Source organism: Streptomyces sp. 8N616, assembly GCF_052246385.1.
Taxonomy (GTDB): Bacteria; Actinomycetota; Actinomycetes; order Streptomycetales; family Streptomycetaceae; genus Streptomyces.
Map to the genome: position 1 here is coordinate 58,941 of NZ_JBQQBY010000031.1, position 15,533 is coordinate 74,473.

Here is a 15,533-nt window from a genome sequence, read left to right on the forward strand (position 1 = left end):
GCGGTCCCGCTGGATGCCGGACGGGTCGGCCTCGACCTGTCCGACGGTTGGGCGGACCGGTGGACGGCGACGCGGAAGTACGCCGGACGAGGCCGGAGAAGCACCCGCTGGTGGGACAGAGTTTCGCGCATCTGATGGAGGTGAAGTGCGGCTTCCGCAGCGGTGATCCGTTGCCCCGGAGCCGCTCGGTCAGGTGCCGACGTAGGCCGCGAGGTGCTCGCCGGTGAGGGTGGAGCGGGCGGCGACGAGGTCGGCGGGGGCGCCCTCGAAGACGATCCGACCGCCGTCGTGGCCGGCGCCGGGGCCGAGGTCGATGATCCAGTCGGCGTGCGCCATGACCGCCTGGTGGTGCTCGATGACGATGACCGACTTGCCGGAGTCGACGAGCCGGTCGAGCAGACCGAGCAGCTGCTCGACGTCGGCGAGGTGCAGGCCGGTGGTCGGCTCGTCGAGGACGTAGACGCCGCCGTTCTCGGCCATGTGGGTGGCCAGCTTGAGCCGCTGCCGCTCGCCGCCGGACAGCGTGGTGAGCGGCTGGCCGAGGCTGAGGTAGCCGAGCCCGACGTCGGCGAGCCGGTCGAGGATGCGGTGCGCGGCCGGCGTGCGCGCCTGGCCGGCGCCGAAGAACTCCTCGGCCTCGGTCACCGACATCGCGAGCACCTCGCTGATGTCGCGGCCGCCGAGGTGATGGTCCAGCACCGATGCCTGGAACCGCTTCCCCTCGCACTCCTCGCAGGTGGTGGCGACGCCGGCCATCATCGCCAGGTCGGTGTAGACGACGCCGGCGCCGTTGCAGTTGGGGCAGGCGCCCTCGGAGTTGGCGCTGAACAGCCCCGGCTTCACGCCGTTGGCCTTCGCGAACGCCTTGCGGATCGGGTCGAGCAGTCCGGTGTACGTCGCCGGGTTGCTCCGTCGCGAGCCGCGGATCGCGCCCTGGTCGACCGACACCACACCCGCGCCGGGCGGGATCGAGCCGTGGATCAGCGAGCTCTTGCCGGAGCCGGCGACGCCCGTGACGACGCACAGCACCCCGAGCGGGATGTCGACGTCGACGTCGCGCAGGTTGTGGGACGTGGCGCCGCGGATCGGAAGCCGGCCGGTGGGCGTCCGCACCATCTCCTTGAGGGCGGCCCGGTCGTCGAGATGGCGGCCGGTGACGGTGCCGCCGGCCCGCAGCCCCTCGACAGTGCCCTCGAAGCAGACGGTGCCGCCGCCCGTACCGGCGCCGGGGCCGAGGTCGACGACGTGGTCGGCGATCGCGATCGTCTGCGGCTTGTGCTCCACGACGAGCACCGTGTTGCCCTTGTCCCGCAGCCGCAGCAGGAGGTCGTTCATCCGCTGGATGTCATGGGGGTGCAGGCCGATCGTGGGCTCGTCGAAGACGTAGGTGACGTCGGTGAGCGAGGAGCCGAGGTGGCGGATCATCTTGACGCGCTGCGCCTCGCCGCCCGACAGCGTGCCCGACGGCCGTTCCAGCGAGAGGTAGCCGAGGCCGATCTCCACGAACGAGTCGAGAGTCTGCTGCAGCGCGGAGAGCAGCGGCGTCACCGACGGCTCGTCGAGGCCGCGGACCCATTCGGCCAGGTCGCTGATCTGCATCGCGCACGCATCCGCGATGTTGATCCCGCCGATCCGCGACGACCGGGCCGCCTCGCTGAGCCGGGTGCCGTCGCACTCGGGGCAAGCGGTGAAGGTGACCGCCCGGTCCACGAACGCCCGGATATGCGGCTGCAGTGCCTCCCGGTCCTTGGAGAGCATCGACTTCTGGATCTTCGGGATCAGCCCCTCGTAGGTGAGGTTGACGCCGTTGACCTTCACCTTGGTCGGCTCCCTGTGGAGGAAGTCCTGCAGCTCCTTCTTCGTGTACTTGCGGATCGGCTTGTTCGGGTCGAGGAAGCCCGACTCGATGAAGATCCCCACTGTCCACCAGCTGTCCACCTTGTAGCCGGGGATGGTGATCGCGCCCTCGGCGAGCGACTTGGAGTCGTCGAAGAGCTGGGTGAGGTCGATGTCGGAGACCGTGCCCCGGCCTTCGCAGCGCGTACACATGCCGCCGGTGCGTGCGTAGGTCGCTTTCACGGTCTTGCGGTCACCGCGTTCGACCGTGATCGCACCGCTCGCTCGGACCGAAGGGACGTTGAAGGAGAACGCGTTGGGCGAGCCGATGTGCGGCTGCCCGAGCCGGCTGAAGAGGATGCGCAGCATCGCGTTGGCGTCGGTGGCGGTGCCGACCGTGGAGCGGGGGTCGGCACCCATCCGCTGCTGGTCGACGATGATCGCGGTCGTCAGCCCTTCGAGTACGTCGACCTCGGGCCGCGCACGTGTCGGCATGAACCCCTGCACGAAGGCGCTGTAGGTCTCGTTGATCATCCGCTGCGACTCCGCGGCGATCGTGTCGAACACCAGCGAGCTCTTGCCCGAGCCGGAGACGCCGGTGAACACGGTCAGCCGGCGCTTCGGGATCTCGATGCTGACGTCCTTGAGGTTGTTCACGCGCGCGCCGTGCACGCGGATCAGATCGTGGCTGTCGGCAACGTGCAGCGCAGGCGACTGCGTGTCGTCCGTCCTCGTGGCCATGCTCATCGTGTCTCCATCTGTTACGCGGGGCCGCCTTCGCGGTCTCCGTCGGCGTCGCCTGGCTCGATCCGACCGGCTTCGAGCGTACGTCTGGTTCTCCTGCGCCTCGGCCCGTGGAGCCTCTGGGCCCCTCCCACGCGGCGGGCCCCCTGAGGCATCAGACCAACCAACGTCCGTCGCGCATCAGCTCGCGATCGGGCAGCTCGTTCACCTCGCGCGGGAGCGGGTGGTCGGCACTACCGGTCCTGAAGCAGCCCGAGGACGTTGCCTTGGGGGTCGGTGACGGTGGCCACCAGGCGGCCGCCTCCCCCCAGGAAGGGACCACCGCCGGGCGGTCGCGCTAGAAGGCCAGGGACGCGTCCGGGTCGTCGTGCGGGAGGAGGCTCGCGTGACTGGTGATGTCCATGGCGGTCACGCTAGCCGCGGCTCGGTGACCGGCGCTTCTCAATTCCTGATCGGTCTGGCTCACGTGTTACGCGACGCAGGACGGCATCCCCGCCGTCGCGCGCGCCGCGTGGCGCCGGCAGACGCTGGGCGGCACGCCGACCAGCTCGGTGAAACGACTGCTGAAGGTGCCCGGCGACGAGCAGCCGACCGCGAAGCAGATCTCGGTGACGCTGAGGTCGCCACGACGCAGCAGCGCCTCACGCCCCCGCAACATGTTGGTTACGACACTTTTGCAAGCGGGTGCTTGCAAAAGTTAGCAAGCGGAGGCAGGATCGAGGCATGGCTTCACTCAACGTCGGCAATCTGGGCGAGTTCCTGCGGGAGCAGCGGCGCAGTGCGCAGCTGTCCCTGCGCCAGCTCGCGGACGCCGCCGGAGTGTCCAACCCGTATCTCAGCCAGATCGAGCGCGGTCTGCGGAAGCCGAGCGCGGAGATCCTGCAGCAGCTGGCCAAGGCCCTGCGCATCTCCGCCGAGACGCTGTACGTGCAGGCCGGGATCCTCGACGAGCGGGACCGGGAGGGAGTCGAGGTGCAGAGCGCGATACTCACCGACCCGACGATCAACGAGCGGCAGAAGCAGGTGCTGCTGCAGATCTACGAGTCCTTCCGCAAGGAGAACGGGCTCGTGCCGGACACCGACAAGCCGGACAGCGCACAGCCGGATGCCGACAAGCGCGACAAGCCGGACCACGAAGCCAGCCAACCCTCGAAATGATCCGGGAGAGCCCATCACCATGGCCATCACCGAAGACCTGCGCAAGACCCTGACCAACCCCACTCCCCTCTACGCTGCGGCCGGCGCGACCGACCTCGCGGCCGAGAAGCTCAAGGAGGTGCCGGCGCTGATCGAGAAGTTCCGCGCCGAGGCTCCCGAGCGCATCGCCGCCGTGCGGTCCACCGACCCCAAGGTCGTACAGGAGCGGGTGACCAAGCAGGCCAAGGACGCCCAGGCCGCCGTCCAGACGAAGGTGACCGAGGTCATCGGCACCCTCGACACCGACCTGAAGAAGCTCCGCGAGCAGGCCCAGGACTTCGCGCTCCAGGGCGTCGGCAAGGCGGCGGAGTACGCGGTCAAGGCCCGTGAGACCTACGACGAGCTGGCCGAGCGCGGGCAGCGCGCCGTGAAGACCTGGCGCGGCGAGACCGCCGAGGAGATCGCCGAGATCGCGGTCGCCGTCGAGCCCGAGCCGGAGCCCGCCGCGGCCCAGGCGCCGGCGAAGAAGGCCGAGCCGGCCAAGGCCGAGGCGCCCAAGCCCGCCGCGGCGAAGAAGGCCCCGGCCCGCAAGACCACCGCCGCCAAGAAGCCGACCACCAAGCCGGGCGAGTGACCGGCGGCATCGGGACCCTACGGACGGGCGGCCGGGCACGCGGAGGCGTGCCCGGCCCTCCCCCATAGCACTTCGTGCATGGGAGGTGCCCCCACGGGTACGGTGGGCGCGGGCGGGACAACGCTCGCCCGGTCGGCTCACAGACTCTCTAGGTGGTGTACGGCGTGTTGGTGCAGGGGTTTCACGACCTACTGAGCTGGGTCTACCTGGGCATTCTGCTCTTCACGGTCTTCGCCTTCGGCGATGCCGCATTCCGGCGCGAGGACGCCTACCGCGCCGCGGACAAGCAGACCAAGCAGTTCTGGCTGATCATCCTCGGCCTCGCGGTCGTGGTGAACCTGATCCCGGTCGGGCTGTTCTTCCTCGTGATCATCGGGCTGATCGCGGCCATCGTCTACGTGGTCGACGTCCGGCCCGCGGTCAAGGCGATCTCCGGCGGCGGCCGGGGCGGCCGACGCCGCGGCAGCAGCTCCGACGGTCCCTACGGCCCCTTCAACGGCGGTCGTTAGCAGCGGCTCAGGCGGTCGGGCCGGGGCGTACGTCCCCGCGACACCGCTTCACCCCCGCCCGTTCACCCCTGCCCGCGGTCGAGCAGCAGCACCGCCACGTCGTCGTTCAGCTCCCCGCCGTTGAGCGAGCGCGCCTCCGCCAGAGCCGCGTCCAGCAACCCCTCGCCGCGCAGTCCCGCGGCCAGCTGCCGACCGACCATCTCGACCATGCCCTCCTGGCCCAGCCGCTGGGTGCCCTTCCCGATCCGGCCCTCGATCAGGCCGTCGGTGTACATCATCAGGCTCCAGTCGCGGCCCAGCTCCACCTGGAGCCGCGGCCAGCGGGCGCGCGGCAGCAGCCCGAGCGCCGGGCCCCCGTCCTCGTACGGCAGCAGCTGCGGCCCGTGCCCCGGTCGCATCACCAGCGGCGCCGGGTGACCGGCCAGGCACAGCCCGGCCCGCCGCCCGTCCGGCGCGATGTCGACGGTGCACAGCGTGGCGAAGATCTCCTCGTCGGAGCGCTCGTTCTCCAGCACCTTCTGCAGCGTGCCGAGCAGCTGGTCGCCGCACAGCCCGGCGAAGGTCAGCGCACGCCAGGCGATCCGCAGCTCGACGCCGAGGGCGGCCTCGTCGGGGCCGTGCCCGCACACGTCGCCGATCATCGCGTGCACCGTGCCGTCCGGAGTGCGCACCGTGTCGTAGAAGTCGCCGCCCAGCAGCGCCCGGCTCCGGCCGGGACGGTAGCGGGCGGCGAAGCGCAGCTCGGAGCCGTCCAGCAGCGGCCTGGGCAGCAGACCGCGCTCCAGCCGGGAGTTCTCCTGGCTACGCAGAACCGATTCTGTTAGCTGGCGGTGCGCCACATCGGCGCGCTTGCGCTCGACGGCATAGCGGATGGCCCGGTTCAGCAGCTGGCCGTCCAGCTCGTTGCGGAAGAGGTAGTCCTGGGCCCCGACCCGTACGGCCTCGGCGCCCCGCTCCGCGTCCGCCTCGGCGGTCAGCGCGAGCACGGCGTGGCTGGGCGCCAGCCGCAGCACATGCCGGAGCGTGTCGAGCTCGTCACCCTCGCCCGTCCCCTCCTTGCCGGGGACCTCCAGGGCGAGGTCGAGCAGGATGCAGTGCACGTCGTCGGTGAGCAGTCGCTCCGCCTCGGTGAGGTTGCGGGCCGTACGGACGCGGACCCGCTTGCCCTCGGAGTCCAGCATCTGCGGGAGGTTGAGAGGGATGGCCGGGTGGTCCTCGATCACCAGCAGCGTCAGCCCGGGGCCGTTCGCCGCCTCACCGGCGGGCGCGGGCCCGGGCCCAGCTATGGATGTGCCGTCCGGCGCGGTGCCGTCCACCGGACCGGCTTGCTGCGGCACCACCGGCCGCGCAGTCCCGGCACGTGCCGGGACATCAGCCGAAGCACCTCCCGCAGCCAGGGCCTCCCCCTGCTGCGGTACTGGTACGGGCATTGATCTGCTTCCTTCCCTCCCCCCGAGGGCACAGCGACCGCCTGGCGGCAGGCCGCTGACAGGCGACCATAGCGGTCCGGCGCACCGGAGTGGAATGGCGTGCGGCGAACCGCCAGAGTCATATGCCGCTCCGTACTGGGCTTTTGGCCGGAAGCGAGACAATCGGGGAATGACGAACATCACGCTGACCTTGGGCGACATCACGGACCAGTCGGTCGATGCCGTGGTGAACGCCGCGAACTCCTCGCTGCTCGGCGGGGGCGGCGTCGACGGCGCCATTCACCGCAGGGGCGGGCCCGAGATCCTGGAGGAGTGCCGGGCGCTGCGCGCAGCGCAGTACGGCGGCGGACTCCCGGCGGGCCAGGCGGTGACGACGACGGCCGGACGGCTGCCCGCCGGCTGGGTGATCCACACCGTGGGCCCGGCCTGGTCGGACACCGAGGACCGCTCCGCCACGCTCGCCTCCTGCTACCGCGAGTCCCTGCGCGTCGCCGACGAGCTGGGCGCACGCACGGTCGCATTCCCCGCCATCTCGACGGGCGTCTACCACTGGCCGCTCCGCGACGCCGCGCGCATCGCCCTCACCACGGTCCGCGACACGGACACCAGGACAGTCACGGAGGCGCGTTTCGTACTCTTCGGACAGGAGGCCTACGACGCCTTCGCGGAGGTGTGGAAGGGCTTGCAGCAAGCACATTGACAGCCCGTCACGTAACCGTCAGGGGCGCCCGGATGACCTCTCACGGGCGTCAACGGGCGCTACTTGTCGGGACGTACGACTCCCAGGATCCGCATCGACCCCGCACCCGCGAGCGTCACCTGCCGCCCCGGCCGCGGAGCGTGCACGATCGCGCCATCCCCGACGTACATCCCCACATGGCTCGCGTCGTCGTGATAGATGATCAGGTCGCCGGGACGCATGTCCTCGATGTCCACCCGGGGCAGCTGCCTCCACTGCTCCTGCGAGGTCCGCGGAATGGCCCGGCCCGCGGCCAGCCACGCCTGTGAGGTCAGCCCCGAGCAGTCGTACGTGTCCGGGCCCTCGGCCCCCCACACGTAGTCCTTGCCGATCTGCTTCGTCGCGAACGCGATGGCCTTCTTGCCCTGTTTCGAGGCCCTGCCGCCGATCTCGTCCAGCACTCCGGAGCCGAGCCACCTGGCCTGCGCCTTGCGGGCGGCCTCGTCCTCCAGCTCGCGCAGCCGCTCCAGCTCCTCCTTCGCGAGCCGGCTCTCCACCTTCTTCGCGTCCGCGAGCCGGTCCTTGATCTCCTTCTTCGCGGCGGCCTTCTTCTTGCGGTTCTCCTCGAGCTTCCGCCACTGCTCGTTCGCCGACCTCGCGTAACCGTCCAGGTCGCGCTGGGTGCGGGCCAAGGCGGTCATCAGACCCTTGGTGGCCTGCTGGCCCTTGCGGGCCAGGTCGGCGCCGCGGAAGAAGTCCTCGGGCTCGTTCTTCAGCAGGAGCTGCGCCTCGTCGGGGAGGCTGCCGGCCCGGTACTGGGCGCGGGCCAGGGCGCCCGCCTGGTTCCTCAGGCGGTCCATCCTCTTCTGCGCCTCGACGATGTCCTTGGCGATCCGGACGATCTGCCGTGACTGCTTCTCGGAGGCGCTGCGGGCCGCGTTGTACGCGTCCGTGGCGGCCTCGGCCTTCCGGTACAGCCCGTCGATCTCCTTGCGGACCTCCTCCAGGCTCCGGTCCGCCGCGGGCTTCGGCCTCGGCTCGAGGGGGGCCGCGTACGCCACTCCTGCCGCTCCTGGCACGATCAGCGCACTCACGGCGCATACCAGCGCCGTCGCCGTCATGATCCGTATCCCCCTGCTCACGCCCCTGCCCCCCTGCCGATTCACCGGCCGCCTCCCCACGTCGCCCCACCTGGTCACTGGTTACTGGCTAGTTCCTATCCAGGCGCGGATGGTGCCATGCCTCTCCATAATCCAGAAGAGGCATACAGCTGCTTTCGGACACGCCGTGTCGCCGCACCGACGGTCGAGGTTCACCTTGAGTTCACTTGCACCCGTCGATCGCTTCACCTGATCTGCCTAATTTCAGCCGTACCGGTGGCGTGTGCCGCCGGTGGATAGCAGAAACAAACCCTCGTCTGCTTCGCCGTCCGCCGGCGGGCCCAGGAAGGAACCTTCGAAGGTGAAGCTTCAGCGTAAGAACGGCCGCGGTCTCCGCGCCCTGACCGTCGGCGCAGTCGCAGTGTCCGGTGCACTCGTCCTCACCGCCTGCGGCTCGGACGACAACACCAAGGAAGGCGGCAAGGCCGACACGGCGGCCGCCGGCAACATCAAGTGTGACGGCGAGGGGCAGCTGCTGGCCTCCGGCTCCTCGGCACAGAAGAACGCCATTGACGCCTGGATCCAGAACTACACCTCGGCCTGCAAGGAAACGCAGATCAACTACAAGGACATCGGCTCCGGCGGTGGCATCACCGAGTTCCTCCAGGGCTCGACCGCCTTCGCGGGCTCCGACTCCGCGCTGAAGCCGGAGGAGGTCACCGAGTCCAAGAAGATCTGCAAGGGCGGCCAGGGCATCAACCTCCCGATGCTCGGCGGTCCGATCGCCATCGGCTACAACGTCGCCGGCGTGGACGACCTGGTCCTCGACGCCCCGACGATCGCCAAGATCTTCGACTCGAAGATCAAGAAGTGGAACGACCCGGCGATCAAGAAGCTGAACCCGGACGCCAAGCTGCCGGCCACCGAGATCCAGGCCTTCCACCGCTCCGACGAGTCCGGTACGACCCAGAACCTGGGCAAGTACCTGGGCGGTTCCGCCGCGAGTGACTGGAAGTACGAGGACGAGAAGTCCTGGCCGGCCAAGGGCGGCCAGTCCGCCAACGGCTCCTCGGGTGTCGCCTCGCAGGTCAAGCAGACCGACGGCTCCATCGGCTACTTCGAGCTGTCGTACGCCACCTCGCAGGACATCAGCACCGTGAAGGTCGACACCGGCGCTGCCCAGCCCGTCGAGGCCACCTCCGAGAACGCCTCCAAGGCCATCGCGGCCGCCAAGGTCGTCGGCAAGGACAAGGACCTCGCCCTCGAGCTCGACTACAAGACCCAGGCCGAGGGTGCCTACCCGATCATCCTGGTCACCTACGAGATCGCCTGTGACAAGGGCAACAAGGCCGAAACCCTCGATGCGGTGAAGTCCTTCTTCACCTACACCTCCAGCGAGGACGGCCAGAAGATCCTGACCGAGGAGGGCTACGCGCCGCTCCCCGCCGAGATCGCCGCCAAGGTCCGCGAGACCATCCCGACTCTCTCCTGACCCCGGCGTCCGGCCCCGCCCAGCCATAGCAGGGCGGGGCCGTCCGTCCGAGGTCACCACCATCCGGTGCACCGCCGCCAGGGGCCCCTCACAAGGGGACAAGACCCCATCAGACCGGAGCAATCATGGATATAACCCCCACCGCAACCGCACCGCCGCCACCACCACCGTCCGTCCCCAAGGGCAAGGCGAACCGCCCCGGAGACAAGGTCTTCCTCGGCCTCTCCCGCGGGTCCGGCATCCTGCTGCTGGTGATCATGGCGGCCATCGCGGTCTTCCTCACCTACCGCGCATATCTGGCCATCTCGAAGGACAAGGCGAACTTCCTCACCGCCTTCGAGTGGAACCCGGCGGGGAGCCCGCCGGAGTTCGGCATCGCGATCCTGGCCTACGGCACGGTCGTGAGCTCGATCATCGCCATGGTCATCGCCGTCCCCATCGCGGTCGGCATCGCGCTGTTCGTCTCCCACTACGCGCCGCGCAGGCTGGCCACGCCGCTGGCGTACGTCATCGACCTGCTCGCCGCCGTCCCCAGCATCATCTACGGCCTCTGGGGCGCGCTCGTCCTCGTTCCGTACCTCGGCGGCCTGAACAGCTGGCTGAACGAGTTCCTGGGCTGGACGTACATCTTCGACAAGGAGGGCGCGGGCCCGGCCCGCTCGCTCTTCACCGTCGGCATCCTGCTCGCCGTGATGATCCTGCCGATCATCACCAACGTCACCCGCGAGGTCTTCCTCCAGGTGCCGAAGATGCACGAGGAGGCGGCCCTGGCCCTCGGCGCCACGCGCTGGGAGGTCATCCGCATGTCGGTGCTGCCCTTCGGCCGCTCCGGCATCATCAGCGCCTCGATGCTCGGCCTCGGCCGGGCGCTCGGCGAGACGATGGCCGTGGCCACCGTGCTCTCCCCGAGCTTCCTCTTCTCCGGCCATCTGCTGGACCCGGGCGGCGGCACGTTCGCCCAGAACATCGCCGCGAAGTTCAGCGAGGCGAACGAGTACGGCCGTGACGCGCTGATCGCCTCCGGTCTGGTGCTCTTCGTCATCACACTGCTGGTCAACGGCGCGGCCCGCCTGATCATCGCCCGCCGCAAGGAGTACTCGGGGGCCAACGCATGAGCGACGCCGTCATCGACAAGCCCCCGGTCGCCGGCGCCCCGGGCCCGGCCAGCCTCGCTCACCGGCGCATGCCGCGCTGGGCCCCGTTCGCCATCGCCATGGGCTCGATCGCCGCGGGCGTCGGCATCGGCGTCGGAGCCGGCTGGCACAGCAAGGTCCAGTGGGGCCTGATCTCCGCGCTCCTGTTCGTCCTCGGCTCGTACGTGATCACCAGCAGCATCGAGGGCAAGCGGCAGGCCAAGGACCGCGTGGCCACCAGCCTCGTCTGGGTCTGCTTCATCCTGGCCATCGTCCCGCTGGTCTCGCTCTCCTGGGTCACCATCGCGCGCGGCGCGAAGGTGCTGGACAGTGCCTTCCTCAGCCACTCCATGGCCGGGCTCGGCAGCACCGACCTGGGCGGCGGCGTCTACCACGCCATCATCGGCACCCTGGAGCAGGTCGGGATCGCGACCCTGATCGCCGCCCCGATCGGCCTGTTCACGGCGATCTACCTGGTGGAGTACGGGCGCGGGAAGCTGGCCAAGGCCGTCACCTTCTTCGTCGACGTCATGACGGGCATCCCGTCGATCGTCGCGGGTCTGTTCATCCTGTCCACCTGGGTGCTGACCTTTCAGATGGGCTTCTCCGGCTTCGCCGGCGCCCTGGCCCTGGCGATCCTGATGATGCCGATCGTCGTGCGCTCCACCGAGGAGATGCTCAAGCTCGTCCCGAACGAGCTGCGTGAGGCCTCCCTCGCCCTGGGCGTGCCGAAGTGGCGCACCATTCTCAAGGTGGTCCTGCCGACCGCGATCGGCGGTATCACCACGGGTGTCATGCTCGCCGTGGCGCGCATCGCCGGTGAGACCGCCCCGGTCCTGCTCCTGGTGTTCGGCAACGTGTTCATCAACAACGATCCGTTCAACGGGGCGCAGTCGTCGCTCCCGCTGTACGTCTACGAGCAGTACAAGCTCGGCACCGAGCAGTCCTTCGACCGTGCATGGGCGGCGGCGCTCGTCCTCATCGCGTTCGTCATGATCCTCAACCTGGTGGCCCGCGGCATCGCCCGCTGGAAGGCCCCGAAGACCGGTCGCTGACCGCGGCCACGTAGAAGAGAAGTGATTCACATGGCCAAGCGCATCGACGTCAGCGGCCTCACCGCGTACTACGGCAATCACAAGGCCATCGAGGACATCTCGATGACCGTCGAGCCCCGCTCCGTGACGGCCTTCATCGGCCCGTCCGGCTGCGGCAAGTCCACCTTCCTCCGCACCCTGAACCGGATGCACGAGGTCACCCCCGGCGGCCGGGTCGAGGGCAAGGTGATGCTGGACGACGAGAACCTCTACGGCTCCGGCGTCGACCCCGTCGCCGTACGCCGCACGGTCGGCATGGTCTTCCAGCGGCCGAACCCGTTCCCGACGATGTCGATCTACGACAACGTGGCGGCGGGTCTGCGGCTCAACGGCTCGTACAAGAAGCGCGAGCTCGACAGCATCGTCGAGAAGTCGCTGAAGGGCGCCAACCTCTGGAACGAGGTCAAGGACCGGCTGAACAAGCCCGGGTCCGGCCTCTCCGGCGGCCAGCAGCAGCGGCTGTGCATCGCCCGCGCGATAGCGGTCGAGCCGCAGGTCCTGCTCATGGACGAGCCGTGCTCCGCGCTGGACCCGATCTCGACCCTCGCCATCGAGGACCTGATCGGCGACCTGAAGGAGCGCTTCACGATCGTCATCGTGACGCACAACATGCAGCAGGCGGCGCGCGTCTCGGACCGTACGGCCTTCTTCAACCTGTCCGCGGTGGGCCAGCCCGGCAAGCTCATCGAGATCGACGAGACCGAGCGGATCTTCTCCAACCCGTCCGTGCAGGCGACGGAGGACTACATCTCCGGCCGCTTCGGCTGACCATGCCCTCGCCGGGCGGGCCGCTCCGCGAAGGGACGGGCCCTGCCCGGCACGGCTGACGCGAGACATCATGCGGCTTCGTGTCGCGTGGCAAAGGCGTCCTGCGGTGCTGCATGGCGGTGCCACCGCAAGACGAAGGGCCCGCCCCTGGCTCCCGGGGGCGGGCCCACGCTTTGCCTGCGGCGGGCGGGGGGTTGGTCGCGGCTGCCGTCACGGCTGGATTCCTGCGTCGCGGCGGAATACCCACGGGCTGAGGCCGGTTCGGCACCGCCGAGCTCCGCCGCGGGGGTTGACCTCCATCGCGGCGGGATGTTTTTCGGGGAGCGGAGTCCCCTGGCAAGGGTGAGTGGGGAGAGGTCGTTAGCCGAAGGCCAGGTTGACGATCCAGTAGCTCAGGGCGGCGACCGCCGCCGCCGCGGGCATCGTGATGAACCAGCCCGCGACGATGTTCTTCGCGACACCCCACCGCACCGCGTTCACCCGCTTCGTCGCGCCGACGCCCATGATCGCCGACGTGATGACATGCGTCGTCGAGATCGGCGCGCCGAACATGAACGACGCCGTGTACATCACCGACGCCGCCGTCGTCTCGGCGGCGAACCCCTGCGGGGGGTCCAGCTCGATGATCCGCCGCCCCAGCGTCCGCATGATCCGCCACCCGCCCGCGTACGTCCCGAGCGACAGCATCACCGCACACGCGATCTTCACCCACACCGGGATCGGGTCGCCCGCGTCCTCCACATCCGCGATGACCAGGGCCATCACCACGATGCCCATCGTCTTCTGGGCATCCTGCAGACCATGGCCGAGCGCCATGCCCGCCGCCGAGACGGTCTGGGCTATGCGGAAGCCGCGCTTGGCCTTGTGCGGGTTGGCGCTGCGGAAGATCCACATGATCGCGAGCATGACCAGGTAGCCGAGTCCCAGGCCCACGACGGGCGAGACGAACATCGGGATGACGACCTTCTCGAGCACGCCCGTCCAGATGACCTCCGTGCCGCCCGCGAGCGCCGCGCCGACCATGCCGCCGAAGAGCGCGTGGCTGGAAGACGACGGCAGGCCGAAGTACCAGGTGATCAGGTTCCAGACGATCGCCCCCACGAGGGCGGCGAACAGGATCCCCATCCCCGACCGGCCGGTCGGCGTCTCGATCAGCCCTTCACTGACCGTTTTGGCGACCCCGCTGCCCATGAAGGCGCCGGCGAGGTTCATGACCGCGGCCATGACGAGCGCGGCCCGCGGGGTCAGCGCCCGCGTGGAGACCGAGGTCGCGATGGCGTTCGCGGAGTCGTGGAAGCCGTTGGTATACGTGAAGAAGAGCGCGACCCCGATGGTCACGACAAGCGCGAAGGTGTCCATGGCCGGGGCTCAGGACTCCTTGACCGCGATGGTCTCGACCGTGTTGGCGACGTGCTCGAAGGCGTCCGCCGCCTCCTCGAGCACATCCACGATCTGCTTGAGCTTGAGCACCTCGATGGCGTCGTACTTGCCGTTGAAGAGGTGCGCGAGGAGCTTGCGGTGGATCTGGTCGGCTTGGTTCTCGAGCCGGTTGACCTCGATCCAGTACTCGGTGAGGTTCTCCATCGTCCGCAGGTGCGGCATGGCCTCGGCGGTCAGCTCCGCCGCCCGCGCCAGGACCTCGATCAGCTGGTCCACGCCCTTCGGCAGCTCCTCGACCTTGTAGAGGACGACCAGGTCGACGGCCTCCTCCATGAAGTCCATGATGTCGTCGAGGGACGAGGCCAGGGAGTAGATGTCCTCGCGGTCGAACGGCGTGATGAAGGAGGAGTTGAGCTGGTGGAAGATCGCGTGAGTGGCGTCGTCCCCCGCGTGCTCCGCTGCCCGCATCCGGTCGGCAATCTCGGCCCGGGCAGAGGCGTCCGCTCCGAGCAGTTCCATGAGGAGCTTGGAGCCTGTGACGATGTTGTCCGCGGACGCGGCGAACATGTCGTAGAAGCTCGTCTCCCTGGGGGTCAGACGAAAGCGCACGTGGGTTCCTCGGTATGCATCGGATTCGGTCAGGGTGATGCTAGGCGCATCATCCGGCCACGGCTAACCGGCTGTCCTTCAGTGTCGCCCATCGGACAGGGTGCTCCGGCACGGGCCCCGGACGCACCGTGAAATTCGGTACGATATACCCGCCAGGGGTATTTAAACGCGCGTAACTCCTTTTTCACGGCTCACCCCGGTTGCACGGCTCACACGGCCCGCGGACGACGGAGGACCCCATGACGACCACTGAGGCCGCCACCTGCCACAACCCGGATTCCGGGCCCGCCACGGGCACCGGGCCGCACGGCTACACCAAGGACAAGGACCAGCACCTCAAGCGGCTGCGCCGGATCGAGGGCCAGATCCGCGGCCTCCAGCGGATGGTCGACGAGGACGTCTACTGCATCGACATACTCACGCAGGTTTCGGCCAGTACGAAGGCGCTGCAGTCCTTCGCCCTGCAGCTGCTGGAGGAGCACCTGCGGCACTGCGTCGCGAGTGCAGCCATGGAGAGCTCCGCTCAGGGGGCCGTCGAGGGCGGCGAGGAGATCGACGCGAAGGTGGCGGAGGCCACAGCTGCGATCGCCCGCCTGCTGCGCACCTGATGCGGCGATTTCCAGCCAGTCAGCCGCCCCCATGCCCCCCGACGTCCCCGGCACCCCGGGCGTCCGCCTAGCCGTGCTCCTCGGCGCGGTCCGCCGTGACCCTGAGCACTTCGTCGATACGGGCCGGACTGAGCCGTTCCCCGTCCGCGGCCGACGCCGCGATCATCAACTCGCCGCACAGCTCGATCTCTGCGAGGGCCACGTGGTCCTGGACCGCGGAGCCGCTGGGCACAGGCACGTGCGTCACCTCCTCGTCGCGAGCGCCGTCTGCAGCGCCTGACTGCGTTTCCTTACGTGCTGCCTCTTGCGTTGAACACCGCTGTGCGTGTAGAGCCCAGCGTAGGGAACCGGCCACAGTGCGCGCATGGCACGGACGGACC

15 protein-coding genes and 1 pseudogene are annotated in these 15,533 nt (G+C 69.2%); 9 read left to right on the forward strand and 7 right to left on the reverse strand.

Annotated elements, in window-relative coordinates:
* Positions 1–189 precede the first annotated feature (189 nt).
* Positions 190–2,583, reverse strand: coding sequence for an ATP-binding cassette domain-containing protein (locus ACTWQC_RS25900; RefSeq protein ID WP_443318198.1), 2,394 nt, complete (start codon positions 2,581–2,583; stop codon positions 190–192).
* 466 nt (positions 2,584–3,049) lie between these two features.
* Positions 3,050–3,223 (reverse strand): annotated as a pseudogene (locus ACTWQC_RS25905) (helix-turn-helix domain-containing protein); the annotation flags it as partial.
* Positions 3,224–3,303: 80 nt separating this feature from the next.
* Here ACTWQC_RS25905 and ACTWQC_RS25910 point away from each other — a divergent pair.
* From ACTWQC_RS25910 to ACTWQC_RS25920, 3 genes are all read left to right on the forward strand, one after another.
* Positions 3,304–3,738: a helix-turn-helix domain-containing protein gene (locus ACTWQC_RS25910; RefSeq protein WP_443318199.1), complete on the forward strand. Its 435-nt coding sequence runs from the start codon at positions 3,304–3,306 to the stop codon at positions 3,736–3,738.
* A gap of 19 nt (positions 3,739–3,757) precedes the next feature.
* The gene (locus tag ACTWQC_RS25915; RefSeq protein WP_443318200.1) at positions 3,758–4,351 is read left to right on the forward strand and encodes a hypothetical protein; all 594 of its coding nucleotides are present in this window, start codon (positions 3,758–3,760) and stop codon (positions 4,349–4,351) included.
* A gap of 164 nt (positions 4,352–4,515) precedes the next feature.
* Positions 4,516–4,860 (forward strand): DUF2516 family protein, encoded by a 345-nt coding sequence (locus ACTWQC_RS25920; protein ID WP_443318237.1) that lies wholly within the window; start codon positions 4,516–4,518, stop codon positions 4,858–4,860.
* Between the two features lie 62 nt (positions 4,861–4,922).
* Here ACTWQC_RS25920 and ACTWQC_RS25925 read toward each other — a convergent pair whose 3' ends face one another.
* On the reverse strand, positions 4,923–6,290 hold the full coding sequence (locus tag ACTWQC_RS25925) for a PP2C family protein-serine/threonine phosphatase (RefSeq protein WP_443318201.1): 1,368 nt from the start codon (positions 6,288–6,290) through the stop codon (positions 4,923–4,925).
* A 169-nt stretch (positions 6,291–6,459) separates the two neighbouring features.
* Here ACTWQC_RS25925 and ACTWQC_RS25930 point away from each other — a divergent pair, with 169 nt between their 5' ends.
* Positions 6,460–6,990 (forward strand): O-acetyl-ADP-ribose deacetylase, encoded by a 531-nt coding sequence (locus ACTWQC_RS25930; protein ID WP_443318202.1) that lies wholly within the window; start codon positions 6,460–6,462, stop codon positions 6,988–6,990.
* 59 nt (positions 6,991–7,049) lie between these two features.
* Here ACTWQC_RS25930 and ACTWQC_RS25935 read toward each other — a convergent pair whose 3' ends face one another.
* On the reverse strand, positions 7,050–8,090 hold the full coding sequence (locus ACTWQC_RS25935; protein WP_443318238.1) for an NlpC/P60 family protein: 1,041 nt from the start codon (positions 8,088–8,090) through the stop codon (positions 7,050–7,052).
* Positions 8,091–8,430: 340 nt separating this feature from the next.
* On the opposite strand from ACTWQC_RS25935, the gene pstS reads away from it, so the two are divergent.
* From pstS to pstB, 4 genes are all read left to right on the forward strand, one after another.
* Positions 8,431–9,561: a phosphate ABC transporter substrate-binding protein PstS gene (gene pstS, locus ACTWQC_RS25940; protein WP_443318203.1), complete on the forward strand. Its 1,131-nt coding sequence runs from the start codon at positions 8,431–8,433 to the stop codon at positions 9,559–9,561.
* A 125-nt stretch (positions 9,562–9,686) separates the two neighbouring features.
* The gene (pstC, locus tag ACTWQC_RS25945) at positions 9,687–10,676 is read left to right on the forward strand and encodes a phosphate ABC transporter permease subunit PstC (protein ID WP_443318204.1); all 990 of its coding nucleotides are present in this window, start codon (positions 9,687–9,689) and stop codon (positions 10,674–10,676) included.
* Entirely contained in the window at positions 10,673–11,749 is a 1,077-nt protein-coding gene (gene pstA / locus ACTWQC_RS25950; RefSeq protein ID WP_443318205.1) for a phosphate ABC transporter permease PstA, read from the forward strand. The genes pstC and pstA overlap by 4 nt, the downstream gene beginning before the upstream one ends.
* A 30-nt stretch (positions 11,750–11,779) precedes the next feature.
* Positions 11,780–12,556, forward strand: a complete 777-nt coding sequence (gene pstB, locus ACTWQC_RS25955; protein ID WP_443318206.1) for a phosphate ABC transporter ATP-binding protein PstB — start codon at positions 11,780–11,782, stop codon at positions 12,554–12,556.
* 360 nt (positions 12,557–12,916) lie between these two features.
* Here pstB and ACTWQC_RS25960 read toward each other — a convergent pair whose 3' ends face one another.
* The gene (locus ACTWQC_RS25960; RefSeq protein WP_443318207.1) at positions 12,917–13,915 is read right to left on the reverse strand and encodes an inorganic phosphate transporter; all 999 of its coding nucleotides are present in this window, start codon (positions 13,913–13,915) and stop codon (positions 12,917–12,919) included.
* 9 nt (positions 13,916–13,924) lie between these two features.
* Positions 13,925–14,545 (reverse strand): DUF47 domain-containing protein, encoded by a 621-nt coding sequence (locus ACTWQC_RS25965; RefSeq protein WP_443318208.1) that lies wholly within the window; start codon positions 14,543–14,545, stop codon positions 13,925–13,927.
* A gap of 239 nt (positions 14,546–14,784) precedes the next feature.
* Between ACTWQC_RS25965 and ACTWQC_RS25970 the strand changes: the two genes are divergently transcribed.
* On the forward strand, positions 14,785–15,153 hold the full coding sequence (locus ACTWQC_RS25970; protein WP_443318209.1) for a metal-sensitive transcriptional regulator: 369 nt from the start codon (positions 14,785–14,787) through the stop codon (positions 15,151–15,153).
* A gap of 67 nt (positions 15,154–15,220) precedes the next feature.
* On the opposite strand, the gene ACTWQC_RS25975 is transcribed toward ACTWQC_RS25970, so the two are convergent.
* A complete protein-coding gene (locus ACTWQC_RS25975; protein ID WP_443318210.1) occupies positions 15,221–15,391 on the reverse strand; it encodes a hypothetical protein in 171 nt (56 codons plus the stop codon).
* Positions 15,392–15,533: the final 142 nt, after the last annotated feature.